A 25,547-nucleotide genomic window follows, 5' to 3' on the forward strand; every position below is an offset into this window, starting at 1 on the left:
TTCCCACAGTGCGCCCGGCGCATCAGACGGCGAAGAGCAGGAATTCCCGCTCCCACGAACTGATCACGCGCTTGAAGTTTTCATGCTCGGCCCGCTTGACCGCGACGTAGCCTGTGATGAATTTCTGGCCCAGGTACTTCTCGATGGTCTTGCTGTTTTCCATGCGTTCCAGGGCGTCTTCGATGGTCAACGGCAAGCGCAGGTTGCGGCGCTCGTAACCACGGCCCACCACCGGCGCGCTCGGGTTATGGCCTTCGACCATGCCGATGTAGCCACACAGCAAGCTGGCGGCAATCGCCAGGTACGGGTTGGCATCGGCGCCCGGCAGGCGGTTTTCCACGCGACGGTTCTGCGGGCCGGCATCCGGTACGCGCAGGCCCACGGTGCGGTTTTCTTCGCCCCATTCCACGTTTACCGGCGCCGAGGTGTCGGGCAGGAAGCGGCGGAACGAGTTCACGTTGGGGGCAAACAACGGCAGCAATTCAGGGATGAATTTCTGCAGGCCGCCAATGTGGTTGAGAAACAGCTGGCTCATGGTCCCGTCTTCATTGGAGAAAACGTTCTTGCCGGTGGCGATGTCGATGATGCTCTGGTGCAAGTGCATTGCACTGCCAGGCTCGCCGGTCATTGGCTTGGCCATGAAGGTGGCGGCCACGTTGTGCTTGAGCGCGGCTTCGCGCATGGTGCGCTTGAACACCAGGATCTGGTCGGCCAGGGACAGGGCATCGCCGTGACGGAAGTTGATTTCCATCTGCGCCGTGCCGTCCTCGTGGATCAACGTGTCGAGGTCCAGTTCCTGCAGTTCGCACCAGTCGTAGACGTCTTCGAACAACGGGTCGAATTCGTTGGCAGCTTCTATAGAGAAGGACTGGCGACCGGTTTCCGGGCGTCCGGAACGGCCGATCGGCGGTTGCAACGGGAAGTCCGGGTCTTCGCAGCGCTTGGTCAGGTAGAACTCCATCTCCGGCGCCACGATGGGCTGCCAGCCTTTATCGGAGTACAGCTTGAGGACCTTCTTGAGCACGTTGCGCGGCGACAGCTCGATCGGGTTGCCTTGCTTGTCGTAGGTGTCGTGGATCACCTGGGCAGTCGGCTCGATGGCCCATGGCACCAGGTAAACAGCGTTCTGGTCGGGGCGGCAGATCATGTCGATGTCGGCCGGGTCGAGCAGTTCGTAATAGATGTCGTCTTCGACATAGTCGCCGGTCACGGTCTGCAACAGAACGCTCTCGGGCAGGCGCATGCCTTTTTCGGCAATGAACTTGTTGGTCGGCGAGATCTTGCCGCGGGTGATGCCCGTGAGGTCGCCAATCATGCATTCGACTTCTGTGATCTTGTGGTCTTTCAACCAATCGGTGAGCTGGTCGAGGTTGTTACTCATAAATGCCTCTGGGCTGTGTTTCCTGACATCCATTAAAGGTCAGGCGTAAGTTGACGCAGCATCCGCGTCGCGTTGCATCGCCCGCTTTCGACAAGCCGTGCCAAAGGCCTGGAAGATCGCGAGGTAGTGCGGGTTAGAGCTTACCTGCCATTCGGGGTGCCATTGCACTCCTAAAGCAAAAGCCTTGCCCGACGTGTAAGAAAAAGCTTCGATCAAGCCATCCGGGGCGGTGGCTTCCACCTGCAACCCGGCGGCCAGGCGGTTCACGCCCTGGCTGTGAATCGAGTTGACCTGAATCGTCTGCGGCAACCCCAGGCTTGCCAATACCCCATTCGGGGAGATCGCCACGGCGTGCGCCGGGCCGTACTGGACGTCCAGCGGCTGGGTGTCGTCTTCGCGGTGATCCATCATGCCCGGCACTTCATGAACCTTCTGGTGCAGGCTGCCGCCAAACGCCACGTTCATTTCCTGGAAGCCCCGGCAGATACCCAGCACAGGAACGCCGGCCGCAATGGCGGCGCGCAGCAACGGCAGCGTGGTCTGGTCGCGTGCAGAATCATGAGCAGTCCCGGGCACGCTGGCCGGACCGTCGTAGTGAAAGGGTTCGATGTTGGAAGGAGAGCCGGTAAACAGGATGCCGTCCAGGCCGTCAAGAATATTGGCCGGGTCGAGCAAATCGCCAAGGGACGGAATGATCAACGGCAAGCCCTTGGCAGCGGTAGCGACTGCACGGACGTATTTGTCGCCACTGATGTGATAAGCATGCAGACCAACCTGTTTGGAGCAGGCGGTCACGCCGATTAACGGCAGGCGAGACATGAAGCACCCCGGTATTATTGCTGTTATGGGTTTGAATCGAGCTTAGCCTTGTTCATTTTTTTACACAACACCCCCGTAAAAAATACAACACGGCCCGCTCAAGCCTGCTAGTCCCAAGCCCTTCAAACCCAAAAAAATGCCCCAAAAAGCCCCAAAAAAGGCCTCAAGGTGCTTTTTTAGGGCAAAAAAGGCCTCGCTTGACTTCGGCAAGCCGTTCGGGTTGACTGAAACCAGAAAAGATCAATGATTGATATTTTTAACAACAAAGGTGTTGCATCATGTCGGTACCCCCGCGTGCCGTTCAGCTTAACGAAGCGAACGCGTTCCTTAAGGATCATCCTGAGGTTCTGTACGTAGACCTTCTAATTGCGGATATGAATGGTGTGGTGCGCGGTAAGCGCATCGAACGCACCAGCCTCCACAAGGTTTACGAGAAGGGCATTAACCTGCCTGCCTCTTTATTTGCCCTGGATATCAACGGCTCGACGGTGGAAAGCACCGGCCTGGGTCTGGACATCGGTGATGCTGACCGAATCTGTTATCCAATCCCCGACACCCTGTGCAATGAACCCTGGCAAAAGCGCCCAACCGCGCAGCTGCTGATGACCATGCACGAACTGGAAGGTGAACCTTTCTTCGCCGATCCTCGCGAAGTCCTCCGCCAAGTTGTAAGCAAATTTGACGACCTCGGTCTGACCATCTGCGCCGCCTTCGAGCTGGAGTTCTACCTGATCGACCAGGAGAACGTGAACGGCCGCCCACAACCGCCCCGCTCGCCGATCTCCGGCAAACGCCCGCACTCGACACAGGTCTACCTGATCGACGACCTCGACGAATACGTCGACTGCCTCCAGGACATTCTGGAAGGTGCAAAAGAGCAAGGCATCCCCGCCGACGCCATCGTCAAGGAAAGTGCCCCGGCGCAGTTCGAAGTGAACCTGCACCACGTCGCCGACCCGATCAAGGCCTGCGACTACGCGGTACTGCTCAAGCGCCTGATCAAGAACATCGCCTACGACCATGAGATGGACACCACCTTCATGGCCAAGCCTTACCCGGGCCAGGCAGGCAACGGTTTGCACGTACACATTTCGATCCTGGACAAAGACGGCAAGAACATCTTTGCCAGCGAGGATCCCGAGCAGAACGCCGCATTGCGTCACGCGATCGGCGGTGTGCTCGAGACCCTGCCCGCCCAAATGGCGTTCCTGTGCCCTAACGTCAACTCCTACCGTCGTTTCGGCGCACAGTTCTACGTGCCGAACTCGCCGTGCTGGGGCCTGGACAACCGCACCGTGGCGATTCGCGTACCGACCGGCTCGTCCGACGCCGTACGTATCGAACACCGTGTGGCCGGCGCCGACGCCAACCCTTACCTGCTGATGGCTTCGGTATTGGCAGGCGTGCATCACGGCCTGACCAACAAGATCGAGCCTGGCGCACCGGTGGAAGGCAATAGCTACGAGCAGAACGAACAAAGCCTGCCGAACAACCTGCGCGATGCATTGCGCGAGTTGGACGACAGCGAGGTGATGGCCAAGTACATCGATCCTAAATACATCGATATCTTCGTTGCCTGTAAGGAAAGTGAGCTGGAAGAGTTTGAACACTCCATCTCCGACCTTGAGTACAACTGGTACCTGCATACCGTGTAAGCGGTTGCTGCTTTAAAAGATGCCGCAGGCTTATGGCCTGCGGCATTTTTTTGCACTGCGATCTCGTTCCCACGCTCCGCGTGGGAATGCAGCCAGGGACGCTCTGCGTCCCAAGAGCGGACGCGGAGCGTCCAGTAAGGCGTTCCCACGCAGAGCGTGGGAACGATCATCAGGTCGCGTACAATGCCCGCTGCCTTGTAGGAGACTTCCATGACCACCCGCCCCGCCGCCCCTCGCAAACCCCGCGCCCGCAGCCAGGCCCGGATCGACGCGATCCTCGATGCTGCCCGCACCTTGCTGGCGGCCGAAGGCGTGGCGAGTTTGTCGATCTACAGCGTGGCGGAACGTGCGCAGATTCCACCGTCGTCGGTGTATCACTTTTTCGCCAGCGTGCCGGCGCTGCTGGAGGCATTGACCGCGGATGTGCACGCAGCATTCCGCGCGGCGATTCAGGCCCCTATCGAGCATGAATCACTCAAGCACTGGCGCGACCTGTCCTGCATCGTCGAACAGCGCATGCTCGCTATCTACGAACACGACGCCGCCGCGCGGCAGTTGATCTTGGCGCAGCATGGATTGACCGAAGTGACCCAGGCGGATCGTCAGCATGATCTGGAATTGGGGGATTTGATGTTGGCGGTGTTCAGCCGTCACTTTGAAGTGCCGACGTTGCCCAGTGATGTGGATGTGTTTGCGTTGGCGCTGGAATTGAGTGACCGCGTGTACGCACGTTCGATACACCAGCACGGGCAGATCACAGCGCGCATGGCCGATGAGGGCATGCGGGTGTTTGATGCGTATGTGGGGCTTTATCTGCCGGCGTATTTGCCCAAACGGGCCTCATCGCAGGCAAGCCAGCTCCCACATTGACTGTGTTCACATATCAAAAGGTGGGAGCTGGCTTGCCTGCGATGGCGGTCCTGAGATCACAACTTGGCGATCGACACCTCGGTGGACTTAACGAACGCAATCACTTCGCTGCCAATCACCAACTCCAACTCTTTCACCGAGCGGGTAGTAATCACCGAAGTCACAATGCCGGACGCCGTCTGCACGTCGATTTCCGACAGCACGTCGCCTTCGACGATTTCCTTGATGGTGCCTTTGAACTGGTTACGCACGTTGATGGCTTTAATAGTCATGGTCTTCTTCCTTCAGGGGACAAGTGAGTTATTGAGCCCAACGCAATTGCGTAGGCAGCGGTGAAACAGGTTCAGGTTCCGGCGGCGAGCCGGGCAACGACAGCACACGGTTGAGCACTTCAGCTTCCAGCGCAGCCAGGCGATGTGAGCCGCGGGCGCGTGGGCGCGGCAGGTCGACGATCAGGTCCAGGCCGATTTCGCCGTCTTCGATCAGAATCACCCGGTCGGCAATCGCTACGGCTTCGCTGACGTCATGGGTCACCAGCAACACGGTGAAGCCGTGCTTCTGCCAGAGGTTTTCGATCAGTTGCTGCATCTCGATGCGGGTCAGCGCATCCAGCGCGCCCAGCGGCTCGTCGAGCAGCAGCAGGCGTGGCTGGTGAATCAACGCACGCGCCAGGGCCACGCGTTGCTTCTGGCCACCGGACAAGGCCGCTGGCCACTCATTGGCGCGCTCGGCCAGGCCGACCGCTTCCAGAGCTTCCAGCGCTTTTGGACGCCAGTTGCCTTTGAGGCCCAGGCCTACGTTGTCGATGATCTTTTTCCACGGCAGCAAACGCGCTTCCTGGAACATCAACCGCGTGTCTTCAATCGCCTCGCTCAGCGGCGCAGAGCCCGCCAGCAGCTCGCCGCCGCTGGCTTTGTCCAAACCGGCGAGCAGGCGCAGCAAAGTACTTTTGCCGCAACCACTGCGACCGACCACGGCGACGAACTGGCCCGCCGGAATATGCAGGTCAATCTCTTTGAGCACTTCCCTCGCACCAAAGGCCTTGCGCAACTTGCGCACCGCCAGCGGAATGCCTTTAAGCAGGCGCGGAGGTTGTTGAGCGGTCATGCCGCACCTCCTTTATTCACTTGGTAAGCCGGGTGCCAGCGCAGCCACACACGCTCAAGGCCACGCGCAGCAAGGTCGGCGAGCTTGCCGAGGATCGCGTACATCACGATGGCGAGCACCACCACGTCGGTTTGCAGAAATTCACGGGCATTCATCGCCAGGTAACCGATACCGGAGCTGGCCGAGATGGTTTCCGCCACGATCAGCGTCAGCCACATAAAGCCCAGCGCAAAGCGCACGCCCACCAGAATCGACGGCAGCGCGCCCGGCAGGATCACCTGACGGAACAGGCTGAAACCGGACAAGCCGTAGCTGCGCGACATTTCCACCAGCGCCGGGTCGACGTTGCGGATGCCGTGGTAGGTGTTCAGGTAAATCGGGAACAGCGTGCCGAGGGCGACCAGAAAAATCTTCGCGGTTTCGTCGATGCCGAACCACAGGATCACCAGCGGAATCAGCGCGAGGTGCGGCACGTTGCGGATCATCTGCACCGAGCTGTCCAGCAGGCGTTCGCCCCACTTCGACAGGCCAGTAATAAAGCCTAGAATCAGGCCGATGCTGCCACCGATCGCAAAGCCCAGCCCGGCACGCCAGCCGCTGATGGCCAGGTGCGTCCAGATCTCGCCGGTGCGCACCAGGTTAACCCCGGCTTCGATCACGGCGCTCGGCGCCGGCAAAATGCGCGTCGACAACCAGCCTGCCGACACCGACAACTGCCACACCGCCAGCAATAGAATCGGCAGCACCCAGGGCGCCACGCGATGGCTCAGTTTTTCAAAATTCATGGCAGCGCCTCAGCTCTGTGACGCAGCTTTGGGAAGGATGTCGTTGGCGACCATTTCGCCGAACGGGCTGACGTAACCGGCGCCTTTGGGCAGCTCGGGACGTTCGATATCCAGGTGTGGGAACAGCAGTTCGGCGACCCGGTACGACTCTTCCAGGTGTGGATAACCGGAGAAGATAAAGGTGTCGATGCCCAGCGCCGCGTACTCATTGACCCGCGCCGCAACCGTTGGGCCATCGCCCACCAGCGCGGTACCGGCCCCGCCACGCACCAGGCCGACGCCGGCCCACAGGTTGGGGCTGACTTCCAGGTTGTCGCGACTACCGCCGTGCAAGGCGGCCATACGCTGCTGGCCCACCGAGTCAAAGCGCGACAGCGAGGCCTGGGCGCGGGCGATGGTTTCATCGTCCACATGGGAGATCAGTTTGTCGGCGGCTTGCCAGGCTTCGGCATTGGTTTCACGCACGATCACATGCAGGCGGATACCGAAGCGCACGGTGCGCCCAAGTTTTGCCGCCTTGGCGCGCACCTGTGCGATTTTCTCGGCAACGGCGGCCGGTGGCTCGCCCCAGGTCAGCACCATTTCCACCTGTTCGGCTGCCAAGTCCTGGGCCGCTTCGGAAGAACCGCCGAAGTACAGCGGCGGGCGCGGTTGTTGAATGGGCGGGTAGAGCAATTTGGCGCCTTTGACGCTGATGTGCTGGCCGTCGTAATCGACGGTTTCGCCCTCCAGCACACGGCGCCAGATGCGGGTGAATTCCACGGAGGCCTGATAACGCTCCTCGTGGGTGAGGAACAAGCCATCGCCGGCTAATTCTTCCGGGTCACCGCCGGTGACCAGGTTGAACAGCGCGCGGCCACCCGACAAACGGTCGAGGGTCGCGGCCTGACGCGCCGCCACCGTCGGGGAAATGATCCCGGGGCGCAATGCGACAAGGAATTTCAGCCGCTGGGTCACCGGGATCAGCGAGGCGGCCACCAACCACGAATCTTCGCAGGAGCGACCGGTGGGGATCAGCACGCCGCCAAAACCCAGGCGGTCAGCCGCCTGCGCGACTTGCTGCAAATAACCGTGGTCGACGGCGCGAGCGCCTTCGGCGGTGCCAAGGTAATGGCCGTCGCCGTGGGTAGGCAGAAACCAGAAAATATTGAGGCTCATGGAGTTGTCTCCTGAAGAAGTCGGATTACGGCGCTTTGGCAACGGCGGCGGGTGGCGTCCAGATCACGTCCTTGATGTTCAAGGGCTTGGGGATCAATTTGAGTTGGTAAAAGCTGTCAGCGATTTTCTGTTGGGCGGCGACCACTTCCGGGGTCAGGAACAGCGCGCCGTAGCCTTGGCGTTTCACCGAGGTCAGGGTGATGTCAGCCGGCAGGCCGAGCAGCGGCGCGACTTGCTCAGTCACCTCCTGCGGGTTGGCCTTGGACCATTCGCCCACCGCGCGCACTTCTTCCACCAGCGCCTTGATCACTTCAGGGTGCTGTTCGGCGTAGGGTTTGGTGGCCAGGTAGAACTGGTGGTTGTCGGCAATGCCGGTACCGTCACGCAGGGTGCGCGCTTGCAGTTGTTTCTCGGCGGCGGCCTGATACGGGTCCCAGATCACCCAGGCGTCCACGCTGCCGCGCTCGAAGGCGGCACGCGCGTCGGCGGGCGGCAGGAACACGGTCTGCACGTCGGTGTATTTCAGGCCGGCATCTTCCAGCGCACGCACCAGCAGGTAGTGCACGTTGGAGCCTTTGTTCAGCACGACTTTTTTGCCCTTGAGCTCGGCCACGGATTTGATCGGCGAATCTTTCGGCACCAGGATCGCTTCACTGGTCGGCGCTGGCGGCTCGTAGGCCACATACAGCAAGTCGGCGCCGGCGGCCTGGGCGAAGACCGGCGGGGTTTCGCCCGTCACGCCAAAATCGATCGAGCCGACGTTCAGGCCTTCGAGCAATTGCGGGCCGCCGGGGAATTCAGTCCATTGCACTTGCACGCCCTGAGCGGCCAGGCGCTTTTCCAGCGAGCCCTTGGCCTTGAGCAGCACCAGCGTGCCGTATTTCTGATAACCGATCCGCAGGGTTTCAGCGGCCTGGGCTTGAACAATGGCGCCGAAGGACACAGCCGCAGCAAACAGTGCGACCAGACCACGACGCAAGATGACAGTGCGCATGGCGCTCTCTCCAAATAGTGCGATGAGGGGGTTGGCTGCACCTGCTTGGCCGTTGGCGGCTGAGTAAGGTGAGTAGATCTTTAAATCGGTGAGGCTCAGATGCTCCAGCGAGCACTCAACAAACGTTCATTCAACACATGGGGGTCAAGCGGTTTGGGGCGACGGGCCATGGCGCTGTAGAAGGTCTCCAGGGCCTCGTGCAAGCGGTGTTCGAGCACCGGCACCAGTTGCGCCTGGGCGCTGCCTTCGCCGTATGCGATCTGGCTGTCTTCGGCAAAAATGCCGTGGAGCAATTCCTGGGCTTTGAGCGCTGACAACACTGGCTTCAAGGCGTAGTCCACCGCCAGCATGTGGGCGATGCTGCCGCCGGTGGCCATCGGCAAGACGATCTTGTGGGCCAGGGCGCGTTCGGGCAGCAAGTCGAGCACGGTTTTCAGCGCGCCGGAAAACGAGGCTTTGTACACCGGCGTGGCGATGACCAAGCCGTCGGCGTTGGCCACTTGTTGCAGCAGGTCGATGACCTTGGGGCTGTCGAAGCGCGCATGCAGCAAGTCTTCGGCCGGGAAGTCCCGTATCTGATAACTCACCACTTCCACGCCTTTGTCCTGCAGCCACTGACGGGTTTTATCCAGCAAGACCCCGGAGCGCGAACGCTGGCTGGGGCTGCCTCCAAGTGTTACGACCAGCATGCGGGTATTCCTTGAGCAAGTGTCGGCGGTTCGCTGTGTGGCGATGTCGCCAAGATGGAGAGACCTTAGCAGCAGATTTATATATCTATAAATCTCATTTTTTCATTTGTTTATTCTTAAATTGAATATGAGCTTTATTAATCTGCGGGCGAAAAAAAAGGCCGTCGAAACGGCCTGAAAACCCCTGCTATGTGATTCGGTTTCAATCCAGAATGTGTGGTGCATGTACCGGCGCCATCGCGGGCAAGCCCGGCTCCCACAGGGGAATGCGGTCAACTGTGGGAGCCGGGCTTGCCCGCGATGGCGGTCTGAGCCTTAACGGTTAGGTTGTGGGGTCAGTCGCAGGTACGGCTTCACCGCACGATACCCCTTCGGAAAGCGCTTCTTGATCTCTTCCTCGTCCTTGAGCGACGGCACGATCACCACTTCATCGCCATCCTGCCAGTTGGCGGGGGTGGCGACCTTGTGGTTGTCGGTCAGCTGCAGCGAATCAATGACCCGCAGGATTTCGTGGAAGTTGCGGCCGGTGCTGGCCGGGTAGGTAATGGTCAGGCGAATCTTCTTGTTCGGGTCGATCACGAACAAGGAACGCACGGTGAGGGTGTCACTGGCGTTCGGGTGGATCAGGTCGTAAAGGTCCGACACTTTGCGATCGGCATCGGCCAGGATCGGAAAGTTGACGACGGTATTCTGGGTTTCGTTGATGTCTTCGATCCACTTGTGGTGCGAGTCCACCGGGTCGACCGACAGGGCAATGGCTTTGACGCCGCGTTTGGCGAATTCATCCTTGAGCTTGGCGGTGAAGCCCAGCTCCGTGGTGCACACCGGGGTGAAGTCAGCCGGATGGGAAAACAGCACGCCCCAGCTATCGCCCAGCCATTCGTGGAAACGAATTTTGCCGGCGCTGGAATCCTGCTCGAAGTCGGGGGCGATGTCGCCCAGTCTTAGGCTCATGGTGTGGCTCCTGATGGGTGCTTATGGAGCCCACTGTGCATGGGTTGGAGATTATTTAAAAAGAATAAATATCGATTTATTTAGACGATAAAAGAATATTAAAAATCTGTTCATTGGACGCCGCAACGGGCGAGGAGCACCATTGATTCCAAGGTTCGAGAAGGCCTTGAGACGCTGTACAAAGAGGGGATTCAGGAAGGGCTTGCGGGGGTTGAGCCCGACTTGAAGCAACATACCTTGCCCGGCATTGCGCCGGGCAAGGCTTTACGCAGTTACTTGAACGCGTAGCTGTAGCTGACGATTACGCGGTTTTCGTCCTGGGAACGGGTGTTCACCAGGTCGGTACGCCACATAGCGTTTTTCCAGGCTACGCCGAGGTTTTTCAGCGGGCCTTCCGGAACAACGTAAGCCAGAGTCAGGTCGCGTTCCCACTCGGTTTTTTCACCGACGACGGTGTCGATGTTGCTGCCTTTGAGGTAAACAACACCAGCGGTCAGGCCAGGTACGCCGACTTTGGCGAAGTCATAGGCATAACGTGCTTGCCAGGTACGCTCGCCAGCGCGGGCGAACTTCTGGATCTGCATGTCGGTGGTGGTGCTGTTGGACGAACCGTCACCCTGGTTCAACCAAGGGAAGTCGCTGTCGCCCTTGGTGTACTGGTAGCCAGCACCGAAGGTGTGACCGGCAACCGAGTACAACGCCAGGTAGCTGTACAGATCGTTGTCGACCTTGCCTTTAACCTTGGTGGCGTTGGTCGGGTGATCCGAGTAGTAACCGGTGGTGTAGTAGCCCGCTTCGTTACCGTTGGCACCGTTGTCACGGCTGCGGTAGTAGCGCAGGTCACTTTTCAGCACGCCAGGACCGATAGCCCAGTTGTGGACCAGGCCCAGGAAGTTCTGCGCGTAGAAGTCCTTCAGCTCGCCGAAGTAGTACGAAGCGGTCAGATCTTTGGTGATTTTGTAGTCAGCACCGGCGTAGTAGAACTTGTTGACGAAGTTGCCTGCGTCGTAGTTCGAGCTACCGTTGGCGCCAGCCAGCGACAGGCCTTCGTTGTTGCTGGAGTTACGGCCTTTGGCGTGCTCGATCTGACCAGCGGTCAGGGTCAAGTCTTTGATCTCGTTGGAAGAGATCTCGCCGCCCTGGAAGGTTTGTGGCAGCAGACGACCGTCGTTGGTCTTGATGACCGGGTTGTTTGGCTGCAGGGTGCCGATTTTCAGCACGGTCTGGGAGATTTTGACCTTACCGGTCACACCCAGGCTGGCAAAATCGTTGACGGCTTTGTTGCCATCGCTTGGGAACACGGTACCGCCCGAAGCAGTGCCAGTGTAGTTACCGTGTTCGGCACGGCTGGAATCCAGGCGCACGCCGTACAGGCCGATTGCATCAAGACCGAAGCCAACAGTCCCTTGGGTGAAGCCGGAGATGAAGCGCAGGTCGAAACCCTGGCCCCATTCAGCGTTCTTGTTGCGGGTGTTGGACGTGCCGGATGGCTGGCCATCGCGGTTGTCGGTGTTGATGTAGAAGTTACGCAACCCCAGCGTAACCTTGCTGTCATCGATGAAACCGGCGGAGTTCGCCTGTTGGGCAACCGCAGCCAAAGCTACAGCCAACGCCAATGTTGACTTCTTCATGTACCGCTCCTCTCATTTCTAATTTTTGTATTTCTTAGGTCCCGGGTCTGACGCCCTGGATCCACAGATGCGCGATTAGCGCCGGATAGTGACTACCAAGTCAATCGTAACTTTGTATGTCTACTACCTTCGTCTAACCGCAGTTGATTTGGTCCCTGCAGGGTAATGAGTTTTTCATACACCCAAAAAGAATGTTTTCATTCTTTTTCATACGATTCAGGCATAAGACTTTTCATAAAGCGAGCCGGCAGCGTAGACCAACTGCTCCATTAGCTAATGCCTGAACGGTATTTATCTGCCTTTTTTTAGATCGATTAGCGTGGCCGTACTGTTGCATACGTCACCGACGATCAAAAAGGCGACGCCATCATGGCCAAACGCACATCCTCCCGTCAATTTGTTACAGTTTTTGTGTCACTAATAATTTCTTTTGGTGTCCAAGCGGCCAATTTCACCGGCGGCTACCAAACCGGTATTAGCCCCTTTCGTATCGGCACAGATCAGCGCTTCTGAAGACTTACCGCTGAGTCTGGCGGGCAATGCCCTTCGTCCCAATCTCTCATTACAGCCTGCTCGATGCCCTGAAGCATTGGAGGCCGGACACCCAACAGGTCAACGTGGTGAAGCGGCAGCCGGGCGAAATTCGCAAGACCGATAAAACCCTGAAAGACACGACCCAATTGAGCGGGTGGGCGCTCCGACGTTTGAAACGTGGGTGGCACGCAAGGATTTGGCGGGAAAATATCTTGACGTAGTGGACAGGTTTACAAGGATTCAGAGCAGGCTCAAAAAATCGCCAAATTGACAGGTTACTCGGCGCTCGTCACAGACACGTTCATCTGCCAATAAATGCAACCAACTGTGGGAGCTGGCTTGCCTGCGATGCTGACAACTCGGTCTTCCAGTGAAACCGAGGTGATGCAATCGCAGGCAAGCCAGCTCCCACACAAGCCAGCGTTGCGCTTGGGTCAGAGAGCCTTCTCGAAAATCTTCGAATTACGCTGATAGTTGTACAGCGACGCCCGCGCCGACGGCAGGCGATCCACCGTACTCGGCACAAACCCCCGCTCACGGAACCAGTGAGCGGTTCGGGTGGTGAGTACAAACAACGTCTTCAACCCCTGCGCGCGCGCGCGGGTCTCGATGCGCTCCAGCAACTCATCACCGCGACCGCCGTGGCGGTACTCCGGGTTCACCGCCAGGCACGCCAGCTCACCGGCATCGGAATCGGCGATCTGATACAGCGCCGCACAGGCGATGATCATGCCTTCGCGCTCGACCACGCTGAACTGCTCAATCTCACGCTCCAGCACTTCCCGCGAACGCCGCACCAGAATGCCCTGCTCTTCCAGCGGGCTGATCAGGTCGAGCAAACCGCCGACGTCTTCAATTGCTGCTTCGCGCACCAGCTCGAATTGCTCCTGAGCCACCAGCGTACCGCCGCCGTCCCGGGTAAACAGCTCGGTGAGCAAGGCGCCGTCCTCGGCGTAACTCACAATATGGCTACGCCCTACCCCGCCACGGCAAGCCTCGGCAGCGGCATCGAGCAGTTCCGCCTGGTAATTGCTGCCCAGGCGCAGGAGGTGCGCCGGTACTTGCTGTGGACCCAATTCACGCACCAGACGGCCATGCTCGTCGATCAGGCCCAGGTCGGCGCCAAACAACAGCAACTTGTCGGCGCCCAGGTCAATGGCGGCGCGGGTGGCCACGTCTTCGCAGGCCAGGTTGAAGATTTCACCGGTGGGCGAGTAGCCCAGGGGCGACAACAGCACGATAGAGCGCTCGTCCAGCAGGCGGTTGATGCCCTTGCGGTCGACGCGGCGCACTTCGCCGGTGTGGTGATAGTCCACGCCTTCGAGCACGCCGATCGGCCGCGCCGTCACCAGGTTGCCGCTGGCCACGCGCAGGCGCGAGCCCTGCATGGGCGAGGACGCCATGTCCATCGACAGGCGCGCCTCAATGGCGATACGCAAGTGGCCGACCGCGTCGATCACACACTCCAGCGTCGCGGCATCGGTGATGCGCAGGCCTTCGTGGTAAGCCGGGGTCAGGCCGCGTGCTTCAAGACGGGTTTCGATCTGTGGGCGTGAGCCGTGAACCAGCACCAGCCGCACACCCAGGCTGTGCAGCAGCACCAGGTCGTGGACGATATTGCCGAAGTTCGGATGTTCCACACCGTCGCCGGGCAGCATGACTACAAAGGTGCAGTCCCGGTGAGCATTGATGTAGGGCGAAGCGTGACGAAGCCAATTAACGTATTCGGGCATAACACCTGGGCCTGTAATAAAAAGCAGCCGAAAAAGGATGAATCGTGAAAGCGCACAACGGGCTGATGGTTATCGTCGGAACAGGCTTGGCGACACGCTCGCTCTCCTTCTATGTACGAATGGGCAGGGGTTAATTTACGCGGGCTTCAGGCAGTAATGCCCGATCAGTTCACGCAATAGACGCACTGTAGGCGTCAAGCGTGACATTTCAAGGTACTCACCCGGCTGGTGAGCGCAGGCGATATCGCCGGGGCCCAATACCAGGGTTTCGCAACCGAGGCGCTGAAGATAAGGCGCTTCGGTGCCGAACGCTACTGCTTCGGCGCGATGACCGGTCAATCGTTCCGCAACCCGCACCAGCTCGGCGTCTTCGGCTTGCTCGAACGGCGGCACTTCGGGGAACAACGGCGCGTAATCAATCTTCACTTTATGGCGCTCGGCCAAGGGCTCGAGCTTCTGCCGGATGGCGTCGCGCAGTACCTGAGGGTCCATGCCCGGCAGCGGCCGCAGGTCGAATTCCAGGGAACACTGGCCGCAGATACGGTTGGGGTTATCACCGCCATGGATGCAGCCGAAATTCATGGTCGGTTGCGGCACACTGAATTGCGGGTTGCGGTACTCGCGCTGCCAGGCCAGCCGCAGGCCACGCAGCTCACCAATGGCGTCATGCATGGCTTCAAGGGCGCTGTGGCCCAGGCTTGGATCCGACGAATGGCCACTTTGGCCGAGGATGTCGATGCGCTCCATCATCACGCCTTTGTGCAGGCGGATCGGCTTGAGGCCGGTCGGCTCGCCGATGACTGCCGCGCGGCCCAACGGGCGCCCGGCCTCAGCCAGCGCGCGGGCGCCGGACATCGAGCTTTCTTCATCGCACGTGGCAAGGATCAACAGCGGCTGCTTGAACGGTTGGTCCAGCAACGGCAACACGGCTTCAATCGCCAAGGCGAAAAAGCCCTTCATATCGCAGCTGCCCAGGCCTACCCAGCGGCCGTCGACTTCCGTCAACTTGAGCGGATCGGTCTTCCACAACGCGGCGTCATACGGAACGGTATCGCTATGCCCCGCCAGCACCAGGCCACCGGGGCCGCTGCCGAAAGTCGCCAGCAGGTTGAATTTGCCGGGGCTGACTTGCTGGATGTCGATGGCGAAACCCAAATCGCCCAGCCAACTGGCAAGCAAATCGATCACCGGGCGGTTGGTCTGGTCGAGAGACGCTTGGGTGCAACTGACCGAAGGCGCGGCAATCAATGCGGCGAACTGCTCTTTCATGGACGGTAACGGCATGCGCGGTCTCTCAACTTCCCGGATGAGCCCCACTATAGAGCCATCTGCACACCACAATAAACCGTTGCGGCACGTTGCCGGGCTCAGTCCTGTACACTGCACGGCCTTGGCAGCCTCTCTTTTCCCCGGCTGCGCTCCCGATCCTGGATTTTCCGGCCATGCAGAAAGAAACCGAAATCAAGCTCCGTGTCAGCCGCGAAACACTCGCCGCGCTGCGTGAGCACCCGTTACTGAAAAAACGCAACAAAAGTGGCTGGGAACGCCGTGAGTTGATGAACCAGTATTTCGACACCCCCGAGCGCGACCTGGCCCAGGCCAAAGTCGCCCTGCGCCTGCGCAAGGACGGTGACGAGATCATCCAGACCCTCAAGACCCGCGGCCAAAGCATCGCCGGCTTGTCGGAACGCAACGAGTACAACTGGGACTTGCCCAAAGCCAAGCTTGACGTGAAGAAACTCGACGGCGAATGCTGGCCCGAGCAACTGGCCGAGCTGGACAAAAAGACCCTCAAGCCAATCTTCACCACCGATTTTGTGCGTGAACGCGCCGAAATCGCCTGGGGCCGTGGCAAGGCCAAAGTGGTCATCGAAGCCGCGCTGGACCTCGGTCATGTAGTGGTCGGCAAGCAGAAAGAAGAAATCTGCGAGCTGGAACTGGAACTGCGCGAAGGTGAACCGGCTGCTCTGCTCGAATTGGCTGCCGAACTGGCCGCGACCCTCGCACTGATGCCGTGCGATATCAGCAAGGCCGAGCGCGGCTACCGTCTGTATGACGCCAGCAGCTACTCCCTGAGCCTGCCAGCACCCGACATTCAGGCCGAAATGCCGTTGGACGATGCCTTCGCCGCGATCATGTGGCACCTGCTCGGCAGCAGCCAGCGTCTGGCCGAGCAATACCGTTTCAACGGCCACTGGCGTCTGTTGCAGGACTGGGTCGACAACCTCGGCGAATTGCGCGCGCTGATCGGCAGCCTCGGCCAGGCCGCGCCGCGTCAATCCACCAGCGAACTGCGCAGCGCACTCGATGCCTTGCTGGAAGACTGGCGCCCGCTGGTACAAGCCGGCGACGATGATGAAGACATCCGCAAAGCCGCGCCGGAACAGTTCGTCGAAGAATTGGACGACGTGCGCTGGGGCCTGTTCTCACTGAGCTTGTCGCGTTGGTTACTCGCCCGTACCTGGACTGCCGACCGCAACGTGCGTGGCAACCGCCAGGGCGCCGCACAAATCACCAACTGGCTGCCGCGCCTGTTGGCCGACGACGCCGTCGCCCTGCAACTGCCGCGCTACCAGCAGCAGCCGGAAGATTTGGCCGAGCAACTGCCGCGTATCGAGCGTATTCAGGCGTGGCTGCACCATGCACGTCAGGTGGTGGACATTGCAGAGCTGGACCGTTTGTATGGCGAGCTGAACAAGTTGGCGCAACTGGCCAATCAGCCGATCACCGATGAGTCGCTGGATGCGCGTATGCATCAGGCGATTGCGGTGTATCAGAATCGCGCCTGGAAAACCTTGCTGCGCCTGTAAGATCGCTATCGCGGGCAAGCCCGGCTCCCACAGTGGAATGCGTTCCAATGTGGGAGCGGGCTTGCTCGCGAAAGCGGAGTGTCAGTCACTGAATGTGTGTCTGATCCACCGCTTTCGCGAGCAAGCCCGCTCCCACACGGTCAGCGCAAGACCGGCAGGCTGGTGGTGGACTTGATCTCCGACAACGCCACAATCGAATTCACCTCCTGAATCCCCGGCACCATCGACAGCTTCTCGAAGAAAAACCGCTCGTACGCCTCAATGTCCGACGTAACAATTCGCAGCAGAAAATCCACCGCCCCCATCAGCACATAACACTCCAACACCTCCGGAAACCCGCGAATCGCGTCGGTGAACTCTGTGAAGTTCGATCGCCCGTGGGCGTTGAGTTTGACCTCGGCGAAAATCTGCGTGTTGAGGCCGATCTTCTTTCGATCCAGCAGGGTGACCTGACCGCGGATCACGCCCTCTTCCTTGAGCCGCTGGATACGCCGCCAACACGGCGACTGTGACAGGCCGACCTGCTCGGCGATCTGCGCGCTGGAGAGCGAGGCGTCCTCCTGCAACAGGGCGAGGATACGGCGGTCGTACACGTCCAACTCACTGTGCATAAAAATACCTTTGATAGTGCTTACTTCGAATCAATCTATTCTATCAGGCTTGAATAAGCTCAATTTTAGATAAGAAATCTCAGCGGACGCGTGTAAAAATTTCTCCAGTCGAATCTGGAGAATCAGCATGCACGCCGTCGAAACCACCTTCCCCGTCTCCCGCGTTGATGCCTGGGCCGTCACCAGCGTCCATTGCCTGGCGCATTACCGGATCGTCGCTGAGGCGGAGCCGGACGTCCTGTGTCGGGTCCTCAACTATTTCGCGCTGCAGTTTTTGACGCCGCAAGAGGTGCTTGTGAACCGGGAATCCGACTTGCTGAGCATTGATATCGTGATGGACGGTTTGAGCTGGCATCGCGCCCAAGTCATCGGTGAAAAGATTCGAAACCTGATCAGCGTGTGTTCGCTGGACCTGTGGCCCGCTGATTCTGCGCGGCCTGAAGCGGTGACGGCGGCCGCTCAGTAAAAGCCTGCAATACACGCCAGGGGGAGGACTGTCAGGGGCTGACTAGTCTGGGATCACACCCCTACCCTTCAGGAACCCCTCATGGCCGCCCCACTGCCAGATCGCCCATTGCACCTGCATCAATTGTTGCCAGCGTTGCTCGAGCAAAGCTTGATCACGACGCAAGCGGCGCATAGGTTGTCGACCGTTTCTTCCACCCGGCACCCGCTGGAATGCATTGCGGCTGAGGGGGGTTGCCTGGAAACGTTGACGCAATGGCTCGCTCAACGTGCCGGGCAGCCTTATTTGCGTATCGACCCGTTGAAAATCGACGTGGCGACGGTTGTACCCTTGATGTCCCACGCGTTCGCGCAGCGCCACGCCATTCTGGCGGTGGCCGTGGATGCGCACACCGTCACCGTCGCCAGCGCGCAACCTTTTGTCAGCGGTTGGGAGGCCGGCCTGGCGCAGGTGCTAAAACGCTCAATCATCCGGGTGGTCGCCAACCCACAGGACATTCAGCGTTGCATCGGCGAGTTCTACCGGTTGGCCAAGTCGGTCAGCGGCGCTGATCAACGGGTGATGTCGCCAGCGAACCCCGAGTTGCTCAACCTGGGGGCCGGCGACAAGGAGCCGGATGCCGACGACGCCCACATCATCAATATCGTCGATTGGCTGCTGCAGTACGCTTTCGACCAACGGGCCAGCGATATCCATATCGAAGCGTGCGGCGATCAGGGTCGTGTTCGCTTTCGCATCGACGAGTTGCTGCATGATGTCTACCAGTTTCCGCCCCAGGTCACCCTGGCGGTGATCAGTCGCTTGAAAAGCCTGGGCCGCATGAACGTGGCTGAAAAACGCAAACCCCAGGACGGGCGGGTCAAGACGAAAAGCCCTGCAGGCGTCGAAGTCGAGTTGCGCCTCTCAACCCTGCCGACGGTGTTTGGCGAGAAGCTGGTGATGCGGATTTTCGACCCGCAGGTACTGCTCAAGGATTTTGACCAACTGGGCCTGTCGCCCGAAGACCAGCAGCGTTGGCACACCATGACCCACCAAGCCAACGGCATCATCCTGGTGACCGGCCCCACCGGCTCGGGCAAAACCAGCACCCTCTACGCCACGCTCAAACAGCTGGCGACCCGGGAGGTCAACCTGTGCACCGTGGAAGACCCGATTGAAATGGTTGAGCCGGCCTTCAACCAGATGCAGGTCCAGCACAATATTGACCTCACCTTCGCCAGCGGCATTCGCGCACTGCTGCGACAAGACCCGGACATCATCATGATCGGCGAGATTCGCGACCAGGAGACGGCCGAAATGGCAGTTCAGGCTGCACTGACCGGCCACCTCGTGTTTGCGACCCTGCATACAAACGATGCGCCAGGCGCAATCAGCCGTTTGCAGGAACTGGGAATCGCTCATTACTTGATCAAAGCTACGTTGATTGGCGTGATGGCGCAGCGCCTGGTGCGCCTGCTATGCCCTCATTGCAAACGCGCGACGGGTGCGCAGGAAATCGAGCACGAGGCGGGTGGCTGCGTGGAATGCCGCGACAGTGGCTATCGGAGCCGCGCCGGACTCTACGAAATCATGGTGATGAACGAGGCACTCAAAGCACTGATCACTCCCGGGGCCGACGTGCAGACGCTGCGCCGGGCGGCGCTGGAGCAAGGCATGTCAAGCCTGCGAATGGCCGGATTACGCAAAGTGAAAGCCGGGCTGACAACCATGGCGGAGGTATTACGGATTACTCCGGGGGATTCAGAAACAAATCCTTTGATAGTTGGGCGATGAAACCGTTCTTATCGGTGACCAGACCGTTACAATCGGCCCAATGTCGTTTCACTGACACCTTCAGATAGGGAATCGCTATGCAGATCGGAACCGTACTGCTTCTTTTCGTGGGATTGGCCGTGGCCATCCTGTTCATGGGCTTTAAAGTGGTACCTCAGGGCTACCAGTGGACCGTCGAACGTTTTGGCCGCTACACCAACACCCTCAAGCCCGGCCTCAACATCATCATTCCGGTCATGGACCGCATCGGTCGCAAGATCAACGTGATGGAAAGCGTGCTGGATATTCCGCCCCAGGAAGTGATCACCGCCGACAACGCCACCGTGCAGATCGACGCCGTGTGCTTCTTCCAGGTGGTCAACACCGCCCAGGCCGCCTATGAGGTGAACAACCTCGAACACGCCATCCGTAACCTGCTGCAAACCAATATTCGTACCGTGCTCGGCTCCATGGAGCTGGACGCGATGTTGAGCCAACGCGATGGCATCAATGAAAAACTGCTGCGCACTGTCGATGAAGCTACAGCGCCGTGGGGCATCAAGATCACCCGTATCGAGATCAAGGACATCAGCCCGCCTGCCGACCTGATGGCCGCCATGTCCGGCCAGATGAAAGCCGAGCGGATCAAGCGTGCGCAGATCCTCGAAGCTGAAGGCCTGCGGGCGTCGGCGATCCTGACCGCCGAAGGCAAAAAACAAGCGCAGATCCTCGAGGCCGAAGGTAGCCGCCAGGCCGCATTCCTCGAATCGGAAGCCCGTGAGCGTCAAGCTGAAGCCGAGGCGCGTGCCACTAAAGTGGTCTCCGAAGCCATCGCGTCGGGCAACGTGCAAGCGGTCAACTACTTCGTCGCGCAAAAATACATCGACGCCCTGGGCAAACTGGCTTCCGCCAACAACAGCAAAGTGATCCTGATGCCGCTGGAAGCGAGTCAGATGATTGGCTCCATTGGTGGCATCGGCGAGATCGTCAAGGCAACCTTCGACAACAAGAAAGGCTGAGGCAGTCGCCATGTGGGAATTCCTGCAGCATCTGTCGTTCTGGGACTGGCTGGCACTGGGTACGGTGCTGTTGATCCTTGAGGTATTTGGCGCCGGTGGGTACCTGCTATGGATGGGTATCGCCGCGGCGGCCGTCGGTGTGATCAAGTTTCTGGTCCCGCCACTCGGGCTGGAATGGCAACTGCTGCTGTTCGCGGTGTTGTCGATCCTGACGGCGGTGTACTGGTGGAAGCGCCAGCGCAGCAGCGCCAAGGTCAGCGACCAGCCCGGGCTGAACATGCGTGGCTCAGAATTGATCGGGCGCACCTTTGTGGTGCATCAGGCGATAGTCGATGGCCGTGGCAAGATAAAAGTCGGCGATGGCGTGTGGATGGCGACGGGCCCGGACAGCCCTGTAGGCGCTCAAGTCCGCGTGATTGGGCAAAACGGGGTGATTTTGCAGGTTGAAACTGTTTAGTCAGGATTGAACTCGATTGGGGTAATTACAATCATAAAGTACAGATAACCCACCCGGAGTCACCCATCATGCGTCTCAAATATGCTGTCGCAACCCTCGCTGTGCTTTCCCTACCTGTCGGTTCAGCCATGGCCGACAGCTTCTGGCGCAATGTCATCTCGTCGGGCGCCACTACCGGCTCGACGTACCTGACCTTCAAGGACCATAAGCTGGTGGTTGCGGCCCAGGACGACGCAGGCAGCTTTGTTGCCAGCGACGGCGGCATTCGCGGCCCATACCTGGAAGCTGCCATGCAGAAAGTCCGCGCCGACAACCCTGGCCTGCAAGCCACGGACATGGAGCTGGCTAACGCCATCCTCGCGAAAAACGCTGTGACCGAGTAACACTCGACCGATAAAAAATGCCGCTTTTTCAGCGGCATTTTTTTATCTTTTCAGTGATCGTCGATTGCTTATTGCACCATATTTCCGATTTTTCCGTCTGCTGTCAGATAAGTCCTATCGAACCCTCAAGGGCCAGGCAACAAGCTGAAGATTCCTTTTATATAAAGCGAATCAACCCCATGCAAAAGCTTGTCTACGCGCTACTTCTCTCAGCGTTTGCCACCTCTTACGCCCAGGCAGAAACCTGGTACGGGTCAGCGAAACTCAATAGCGCTCGCCAGAACCTGTCAAGTGCCCTGCTGACGAGTCCTCGTGTCACCCAGCAAGTGGAGGCCCCCGATAGCAGCAAGTCCTTTACCGGCTCGTTCGCCCTGGGCTACGCCTTTTCCGATGGCTGGCGTCTGGAAAGTGAATACACCACGCGCAGCAGCTCAACGTTCGATTCTTACTGGGCGCCATTCAATGCCAACGTCAACCGCCTCGAAGTCGACAGCCAGCGTTTGATGTTCAATGGTTATAAAAACATCCCGATCAACGACTGGTTGTCGTTTTACGGTATGGCCGGAGTGGGCGTGGCGAAAATTGATGCAGGGGGCTTCCAGAGCAACCCTACCCGTCAGTTTGCCAGCAATACCCAATACAACTTCGCCTACAGCGTAGGCCTGGGCCTGGATGCCAAAGTCAGCGATAAACTCACCCTGGGCACAGGCTGGCGTTATGTTGACATGGGCAAAGTCGAGACGGGGTACAACACCTTCGCCAACCGAATAAACGCCCGCGATGAGCAGCTCAAAGGCAAACTCAAGGAACAAAATGTGTTCCTCGAAGCCCGGTTAGCCTTCTGACACACCGCAAGAAATGCCGCTGAGAAAGCGGTATTTTTTTGCCCGCAACATGACGATTCGTTCACGCACGACAGGCTATATTCAGTCAAACCGTGCAACCATGCGGTACTGATACCTTTAACACTCATCGCCTATCTGAAACGGATGCATTCGTCGTCATGAGCCAACAGCCTTTTCTGCCGTTTTCCAAACCTACCATTGATGAAGCCACCATTTCGGCGGTCGGCGATGTACTGCGCTCGGGCTGGATCACCAGCGGGCCGAAAGTGCAGGCGTTTGAAGCACAGTTGTCGGAATACTTTGGCGGCCGCCCGGTGCGCACCTTCAACTCCGGCACGTGCACCATGGAAATTGCGTTGCGCATCGCCGGCATTGGGCCTGGGGATGAAGTGATCACCACGCCTATTTCCTGGGTCGCCACCGCCAACGTGATTCTGGAAGTGGGCGCCACGCCCGTGTTTGCCGATATTGACCCGGTCACCCGCAATATCGACCTGGCGCAGGTCGAAGCCGCCATCACCCCGCGTACCAAGGCAATCATCCCGGTGTACCTGGCCGGCCTGCCCCTGGACATGCCGATGCTGTATGCACTGGCCAACAAGTACAACCTGCGCATCGTCGAAGACGCCGCCCAGGCCCTGGGCTCCAGCTGGGACGGGGAGCGCATTGGTGCGACTGGTGATTTCGTGTCGTTCAGCTTCCAGGCCAACAAGAACATCACGTCGTCTGAAGGCGGTTGCCTGGTGTTGAACAACGCTGAGGAAGCACGCCTGGCGGAAAAATATCGTCTGCAGGGCGTTACCCGCACCGGCTTCGACGGGCTGGATGTGGATGTGTTGGGCGGCAAGTTCAACATGACCGATATCGCCGCAGCCATCGGCTTGGGCCAGTTTGCTCATATCGAGAAGATCACTGCGCACCGCCAGAACCTGGCACGGCACTACTTCAAGTGCTTCGGCAGTGATTTTGAAGCGCAATACGGCGCGCAACTGCCACCAGCCGATTTCGAAAACAGCAATTGGCACCTGTTCCAGCTGGTACTGCCGGAGCGTCAGGATGGCCTGCCGGCTCGCGCGACGTTCATGGAGCAGATGCAGGCCCACGGCGTGGGCATTGGCTATCACTACCCGCCGATCCACCTGCTGAGCCTTTATCGGGCGCAGGGGTTCAAGGAAGGCATGTTCCCGGTGTCGGAAAAGGTTGGGCGTCTGATTGTGTCGTTGCCAATGTTTACGGCGATGACTGAGGCTGATGTGGAGCGGTCTGTAGCAGCAGTAAAAGCAGTACTGAAGCCGGAATAAACCCCAATCAACTGTGGGAGCTGGAAAGCCAGCTCCCACATTGGTTTGTGCTGTTTCAGCTATCTGCCTTTATTCGCCGATGGCAGCTTTGTAGCCTGCAGCATCCAGCAGCTTTTCCAGATCAGCCGGGTTGCTTGGCTTGAGCTTGAAGATCCAGGCGCCGTACGGGTCGGAATTCAGCAGCTCAGGGCTACCGCCCAGCTCCTCGTTGACAGCAATCACTTCGCCGGCAACCGGTGAGTAGATATCCGAAGCAGCCTTCACCGACTCAACCACACCCGCCAGGCCTTCAGCTTCAAACTGAGCGCCGACTTCGGCCAATTCAACAAATACCACATCACCCAAGGCTTCCTGGGCATGGTCGGAGATACCGACAGTCACGGTGCCGTCAGCTTCCAGACGGGCCCATTCATGGCTTTCGGCAAAACGCAGGTCGGCAGGGATATCGCTCATAATCTGTGTCCTCAATTAGAAATGTCAGCGGCCTTTGGCCTGCCGGAAATAGGTTAGATCAAGGTTTTGCCATGGCGCACGAAGGTCGGTTTGACCACTCGAACCGGGTACCACTTGCCGCGGATTTCCACTTCGGCCCGATCGGCGGTGGCCGTCGGTACACGTGCCAGGGCAATGGATTTGCTCAGCGTAGGAGAGAAACTACCACTGGTGATCTCTCCTTCGCCAACATTGGCGATACGAACCACCTGGTGAGCGCGTAAAACTCCACGTTCCTCCAGTACCAGCCCGACCAATTTGAACTGCACACCTGCCGCTTTTTCCGCTTCCAGCGCAGCGCGGCCGATGAAGTTACGCTCGACAGGCTCCCAGGCAATGCTCCAGGCCATGTTGGCCGCAAGCGGCGAAACCTCCTGGTGGATGTCCTGGCCATAGAGGTTCATGCCAGCCTCCAAGCGCAGGGTATCGCGGGCGCCGAGCCCAATGGGTGAAATACCGGCGCCCACCAGGTCGTTGAAAAAACCCGGAGCCTGATCGGCAGGCAGCACGATTTCGAGGCCGTCTTCGCCGGTGTAACCCGTACGGGCGATAAACCAGTCGCCGTCTGCCTGGCCTTCAAACGGCTTGAGCTGATGGATCAGGGTGCCGCGCGACTGGGTGACCAGTTCGGCGATTTTCTGCCGAGCGTGGGGCCCCTGAATGGCGAGCATGGCCAATTCGGGCCGCTCATGAAGTTGCACTGAATAGCTGCCCAATTGCGCCTGCATCCAGGCCATATCCTGATCACGCGTGGCGGCGTTGACCACCAACCGGTAACCGCTTTCTGTGCGGTAGACGATCATGTCGTCCACCACGCCGCCCTGCTCATTGAGCATGGCGCTGTAAAGCGCACGGCCGCAGCCATGCAAACGGTCGACGTCATTGGCCAGCAAGTGCTGGAGCCATTCCCTGGCCTGAAGGCCTGTGACATCGATCACGGTCATATGGGATACATCGAACACCCCGCAGTCGCGTCGCACCTGATGGTGTTCTTCAACTTGCGAGCCGTAATGCAGAGGCATATCCCAACCGCCAAAATCGACCATTTTCGCGCCTAGGGCGAGATGCAGGTCATACAGAGGCGTACGCTGTCCCATGGGT

25 protein-coding genes and 1 pseudogene are annotated in these 25,547 nt (G+C 59.1%); 11 read left to right on the top strand and 15 right to left on the bottom strand.

All coding sequences use genetic code 11. The annotated features are described in order from the left end of the window. Window positions 1–22: 22 nt before the first annotated feature. Both BFW87_RS09810 and BFW87_RS09815 read right to left on the bottom strand, forming a co-directional pair. Window positions 23–1,381 carry a glutamine synthetase family protein gene (locus BFW87_RS09810; RefSeq protein ID WP_078739659.1) on the bottom strand — a complete coding sequence of 453 codons (1,359 nt, stop codon included), beginning with the start codon at window positions 1,379–1,381 and terminating at the stop codon, window positions 23–25. 39 nt (window positions 1,382–1,420) lie between these two features. Then, window positions 1,421–2,200, bottom strand: a complete 780-nt coding sequence (locus tag BFW87_RS09815; protein ID WP_078739660.1) for a gamma-glutamyl-gamma-aminobutyrate hydrolase family protein — start codon at window positions 2,198–2,200, stop codon at window positions 1,421–1,423. Window positions 2,201–2,478: 278 nt separating this feature from the next. Here BFW87_RS09815 and BFW87_RS09820 point away from each other — a divergent pair, with 278 nt between their 5' ends. Together BFW87_RS09820 and BFW87_RS09830 are read left to right on the top strand one after the other, a co-directional pair. Continuing rightward, window positions 2,479–3,855, top strand: coding sequence for a glutamine synthetase family protein (locus tag BFW87_RS09820; protein ID WP_003213894.1), 1,377 nt, complete (start codon window positions 2,479–2,481; stop codon window positions 3,853–3,855). A gap of 210 nt (window positions 3,856–4,065) precedes the next feature. After that, window positions 4,066–4,725 carry a TetR/AcrR family transcriptional regulator gene (locus tag BFW87_RS09830; RefSeq protein WP_078739661.1) on the top strand — a complete coding sequence of 220 codons (660 nt, stop codon included), beginning with the start codon at window positions 4,066–4,068 and terminating at the stop codon, window positions 4,723–4,725. A 56-nt stretch (window positions 4,726–4,781) separates the two neighbouring features. Here BFW87_RS09830 and BFW87_RS09835 read toward each other — a convergent pair whose 3' ends face one another. The 8 genes from BFW87_RS09835 to BFW87_RS09870 form a co-directional block, all read right to left on the bottom strand. Beyond that, entirely contained in the window at window positions 4,782–4,997 is a 216-nt protein-coding gene (locus BFW87_RS09835) for a TOBE domain-containing protein (protein ID WP_003213899.1), read from the bottom strand. A gap of 28 nt (window positions 4,998–5,025) precedes the next feature. Next, a complete protein-coding gene (gene ssuB, locus BFW87_RS09840) occupies window positions 5,026–5,832 on the bottom strand; it encodes an aliphatic sulfonates ABC transporter ATP-binding protein (protein WP_017139537.1) in 807 nt (268 codons plus the stop codon). Further along, window positions 5,829–6,617 carry an aliphatic sulfonate ABC transporter permease SsuC gene (ssuC, locus tag BFW87_RS09845; protein ID WP_078739662.1) on the bottom strand — a complete coding sequence of 263 codons (789 nt, stop codon included), beginning with the start codon at window positions 6,615–6,617 and terminating at the stop codon, window positions 5,829–5,831. The genes ssuB and ssuC overlap by 4 nt, the downstream gene beginning before the upstream one ends. A gap of 9 nt (window positions 6,618–6,626) precedes the next feature. Continuing rightward, on the bottom strand, window positions 6,627–7,775 hold the full coding sequence (gene ssuD, locus BFW87_RS09850) for an FMNH2-dependent alkanesulfonate monooxygenase (RefSeq protein ID WP_078739663.1): 1,149 nt from the start codon (window positions 7,773–7,775) through the stop codon (window positions 6,627–6,629). Window positions 7,776–7,800: 25 nt separating this feature from the next. Continuing rightward, window positions 7,801–8,769: a sulfonate ABC transporter substrate-binding protein gene (locus BFW87_RS09855; protein ID WP_078739664.1), complete on the bottom strand. Its 969-nt coding sequence runs from the start codon at window positions 8,767–8,769 to the stop codon at window positions 7,801–7,803. A 95-nt stretch (window positions 8,770–8,864) separates the two neighbouring features. Further along, window positions 8,865–9,458: an NADPH-dependent FMN reductase gene (ssuE, locus tag BFW87_RS09860; RefSeq protein ID WP_078739665.1), complete on the bottom strand. Its 594-nt coding sequence runs from the start codon at window positions 9,456–9,458 to the stop codon at window positions 8,865–8,867. A gap of 315 nt (window positions 9,459–9,773) precedes the next feature. Next, window positions 9,774–10,412 carry a peroxiredoxin gene (locus BFW87_RS09865; RefSeq protein WP_003195267.1) on the bottom strand — a complete coding sequence of 213 codons (639 nt, stop codon included), beginning with the start codon at window positions 10,410–10,412 and terminating at the stop codon, window positions 9,774–9,776. Between the two features lie 272 nt (window positions 10,413–10,684). Further along, on the bottom strand, window positions 10,685–12,043 hold the full coding sequence (locus BFW87_RS09870) for an OprD family porin (protein ID WP_078739666.1): 1,359 nt from the start codon (window positions 12,041–12,043) through the stop codon (window positions 10,685–10,687). Between the two features lie 369 nt (window positions 12,044–12,412). On the opposite strand from BFW87_RS09870, the pseudogene BFW87_RS09875 reads away from it, so the two are divergent. Then, a pseudogene (locus BFW87_RS09875) lies at window positions 12,413–12,862 on the top strand (hypothetical protein); the annotation flags it as partial. A 149-nt stretch (window positions 12,863–13,011) separates the two neighbouring features. On the opposite strand, the gene argA reads toward BFW87_RS09875, so the two are convergent. Beyond that, entirely contained in the window at window positions 13,012–14,310 is a 1,299-nt protein-coding gene (gene argA, locus BFW87_RS09880) for an amino-acid N-acetyltransferase (protein ID WP_078739667.1), read from the bottom strand. Between the two features lie 135 nt (window positions 14,311–14,445). After that, entirely contained in the window at window positions 14,446–15,594 is a 1,149-nt protein-coding gene (argE, locus tag BFW87_RS09885) for an acetylornithine deacetylase (protein ID WP_078739668.1), read from the bottom strand. A gap of 158 nt (window positions 15,595–15,752) precedes the next feature. Here argE and BFW87_RS09890 point away from each other — a divergent pair, with 158 nt between their 5' ends. Beyond that, a complete protein-coding gene (locus BFW87_RS09890) occupies window positions 15,753–17,120 on the top strand; it encodes a CYTH domain-containing protein (protein WP_078739669.1) in 1,368 nt (455 codons plus the stop codon). Window positions 17,121–17,260: 140 nt separating this feature from the next. Here BFW87_RS09890 and BFW87_RS09895 read toward each other — a convergent pair whose 3' ends face one another. Further along, window positions 17,261–17,731 (bottom strand): Lrp/AsnC family transcriptional regulator, encoded by a 471-nt coding sequence (locus BFW87_RS09895; RefSeq protein ID WP_033897555.1) that lies wholly within the window; start codon window positions 17,729–17,731, stop codon window positions 17,261–17,263. 127 nt (window positions 17,732–17,858) lie between these two features. On the opposite strand from BFW87_RS09895, the gene BFW87_RS09900 reads away from it, so the two are divergent. From BFW87_RS09900 to BFW87_RS09930, 7 genes are all read left to right on the top strand, one after another. Beyond that, complete coding sequence (locus tag BFW87_RS09900; RefSeq protein ID WP_078739670.1) at window positions 17,859–18,197, top strand: hypothetical protein; 339 nt, start codon at window positions 17,859–17,861, stop codon at window positions 18,195–18,197. 81 nt (window positions 18,198–18,278) lie between these two features. Next, window positions 18,279–19,970: a GspE/PulE family protein gene (locus BFW87_RS09905; RefSeq protein WP_078739671.1), complete on the top strand. Its 1,692-nt coding sequence runs from the start codon at window positions 18,279–18,281 to the stop codon at window positions 19,968–19,970. A 77-nt stretch (window positions 19,971–20,047) separates the two neighbouring features. Then, a complete protein-coding gene (locus BFW87_RS09910) occupies window positions 20,048–20,968 on the top strand; it encodes an SPFH domain-containing protein (RefSeq protein WP_078739672.1) in 921 nt (306 codons plus the stop codon). 10 nt (window positions 20,969–20,978) lie between these two features. Next, window positions 20,979–21,425, top strand: a complete 447-nt coding sequence (locus BFW87_RS09915; protein WP_078739673.1) for an NfeD family protein — start codon at window positions 20,979–20,981, stop codon at window positions 21,423–21,425. A 68-nt stretch (window positions 21,426–21,493) separates the two neighbouring features. Further along, window positions 21,494–21,808: a DUF2388 domain-containing protein gene (locus tag BFW87_RS09920; RefSeq protein ID WP_003176799.1), complete on the top strand. Its 315-nt coding sequence runs from the start codon at window positions 21,494–21,496 to the stop codon at window positions 21,806–21,808. A gap of 179 nt (window positions 21,809–21,987) precedes the next feature. Beyond that, window positions 21,988–22,653 carry an outer membrane protein gene (locus BFW87_RS09925; RefSeq protein ID WP_078739674.1) on the top strand — a complete coding sequence of 222 codons (666 nt, stop codon included), beginning with the start codon at window positions 21,988–21,990 and terminating at the stop codon, window positions 22,651–22,653. 158 nt (window positions 22,654–22,811) lie between these two features. Next, window positions 22,812–23,954, top strand: coding sequence for a DegT/DnrJ/EryC1/StrS family aminotransferase (locus BFW87_RS09930; RefSeq protein WP_078739675.1), 1,143 nt, complete (start codon window positions 22,812–22,814; stop codon window positions 23,952–23,954). Window positions 23,955–24,023: 69 nt separating this feature from the next. Here BFW87_RS09930 and gcvH read toward each other — a convergent pair whose 3' ends face one another. Together gcvH and gcvT are read right to left on the bottom strand one after the other, a co-directional pair. Then, complete coding sequence (gene gcvH / locus BFW87_RS09935) at window positions 24,024–24,407, bottom strand: glycine cleavage system protein GcvH (protein WP_078739676.1); 384 nt, start codon at window positions 24,405–24,407, stop codon at window positions 24,024–24,026. A 53-nt stretch (window positions 24,408–24,460) separates the two neighbouring features. Continuing rightward, window positions 24,461–25,543 (bottom strand): glycine cleavage system aminomethyltransferase GcvT, encoded by a 1,083-nt coding sequence (gene gcvT / locus BFW87_RS09940; RefSeq protein WP_078739677.1) that lies wholly within the window; start codon window positions 25,541–25,543, stop codon window positions 24,461–24,463. Window positions 25,544–25,547 lie beyond the last annotated feature (4 nt).

The sequence above is a fragment of the Pseudomonas fluorescens genome, assembly GCF_002022275.1.
GTDB lineage: Bacteria > Pseudomonadota > Gammaproteobacteria > Pseudomonadales > Pseudomonadaceae > Aquipseudomonas > Aquipseudomonas fluorescens_AJ.

Coding starts and splice junctions, on each gene's coding strand:
- BFW87_RS09810 (WP_078739659.1), bottom strand. CDS start 1,381: ATGAGTAACAACCTCGACCAGCTCACCGATTGGTTGAAAGACCACAAG.
- BFW87_RS09815 (WP_078739660.1), bottom strand. CDS start 2,200: ATGTCTCGCCTGCCGTTAATCGGCGTGACCGCCTGCTCCAAACAGGTT.
- BFW87_RS09820 (WP_003213894.1), top strand. CDS start 2,479: ATGTCGGTACCCCCGCGTGCCGTTCAGCTTAACGAAGCGAACGCGTTC.
- BFW87_RS09830 (WP_078739661.1), top strand. CDS start 4,066: ATGACCACCCGCCCCGCCGCCCCTCGCAAACCCCGCGCCCGCAGCCAG.
- BFW87_RS09835 (WP_003213899.1), bottom strand. CDS start 4,997: ATGACTATTAAAGCCATCAACGTGCGTAACCAGTTCAAAGGCACCATC.
- ssuB (WP_017139537.1), bottom strand. CDS start 5,832: ATGACCGCTCAACAACCTCCGCGCCTGCTTAAAGGCATTCCGCTGGCG.
- ssuC (WP_078739662.1), bottom strand. CDS start 6,617: ATGAATTTTGAAAAACTGAGCCATCGCGTGGCGCCCTGGGTGCTGCCG.
- ssuD (WP_078739663.1), bottom strand. CDS start 7,775: ATGAGCCTCAATATTTTCTGGTTTCTGCCTACCCACGGCGACGGCCAT.
- BFW87_RS09855 (WP_078739664.1), bottom strand. CDS start 8,769: ATGCGCACTGTCATCTTGCGTCGTGGTCTGGTCGCACTGTTTGCTGCG.
- ssuE (WP_078739665.1), bottom strand. CDS start 9,458: ATGCTGGTCGTAACACTTGGAGGCAGCCCCAGCCAGCGTTCGCGCTCC.
- BFW87_RS09865 (WP_003195267.1), bottom strand. CDS start 10,412: ATGAGCCTAAGACTGGGCGACATCGCCCCCGACTTCGAGCAGGATTCC.
- BFW87_RS09870 (WP_078739666.1), bottom strand. CDS start 12,043: ATGAAGAAGTCAACATTGGCGTTGGCTGTAGCTTTGGCTGCGGTTGCC.
- argA (WP_078739667.1), bottom strand. CDS start 14,310: ATGCCCGAATACGTTAATTGGCTTCGTCACGCTTCGCCCTACATCAAT.
- argE (WP_078739668.1), bottom strand. CDS start 15,594: ATGCCGTTACCGTCCATGAAAGAGCAGTTCGCCGCATTGATTGCCGCG.
- BFW87_RS09890 (WP_078739669.1), top strand. CDS start 15,753: ATGCAGAAAGAAACCGAAATCAAGCTCCGTGTCAGCCGCGAAACACTC.
- BFW87_RS09895 (WP_033897555.1), bottom strand. CDS start 17,731: ATGCACAGTGAGTTGGACGTGTACGACCGCCGTATCCTCGCCCTGTTG.
- BFW87_RS09900 (WP_078739670.1), top strand. CDS start 17,859: ATGCACGCCGTCGAAACCACCTTCCCCGTCTCCCGCGTTGATGCCTGG.
- BFW87_RS09905 (WP_078739671.1), top strand. CDS start 18,279: ATGGCCGCCCCACTGCCAGATCGCCCATTGCACCTGCATCAATTGTTG.
- BFW87_RS09910 (WP_078739672.1), top strand. CDS start 20,048: ATGCAGATCGGAACCGTACTGCTTCTTTTCGTGGGATTGGCCGTGGCC.
- BFW87_RS09915 (WP_078739673.1), top strand. CDS start 20,979: ATGTGGGAATTCCTGCAGCATCTGTCGTTCTGGGACTGGCTGGCACTG.
- BFW87_RS09920 (WP_003176799.1), top strand. CDS start 21,494: ATGCGTCTCAAATATGCTGTCGCAACCCTCGCTGTGCTTTCCCTACCT.
- BFW87_RS09925 (WP_078739674.1), top strand. CDS start 21,988: ATGCAAAAGCTTGTCTACGCGCTACTTCTCTCAGCGTTTGCCACCTCT.
- BFW87_RS09930 (WP_078739675.1), top strand. CDS start 22,812: ATGAGCCAACAGCCTTTTCTGCCGTTTTCCAAACCTACCATTGATGAA.
- gcvH (WP_078739676.1), bottom strand. CDS start 24,407: ATGAGCGATATCCCTGCCGACCTGCGTTTTGCCGAAAGCCATGAATGG.
- gcvT (WP_078739677.1), bottom strand. CDS start 25,543: ATGGGACAGCGTACGCCTCTGTATGACCTGCATCTCGCCCTAGGCGCG.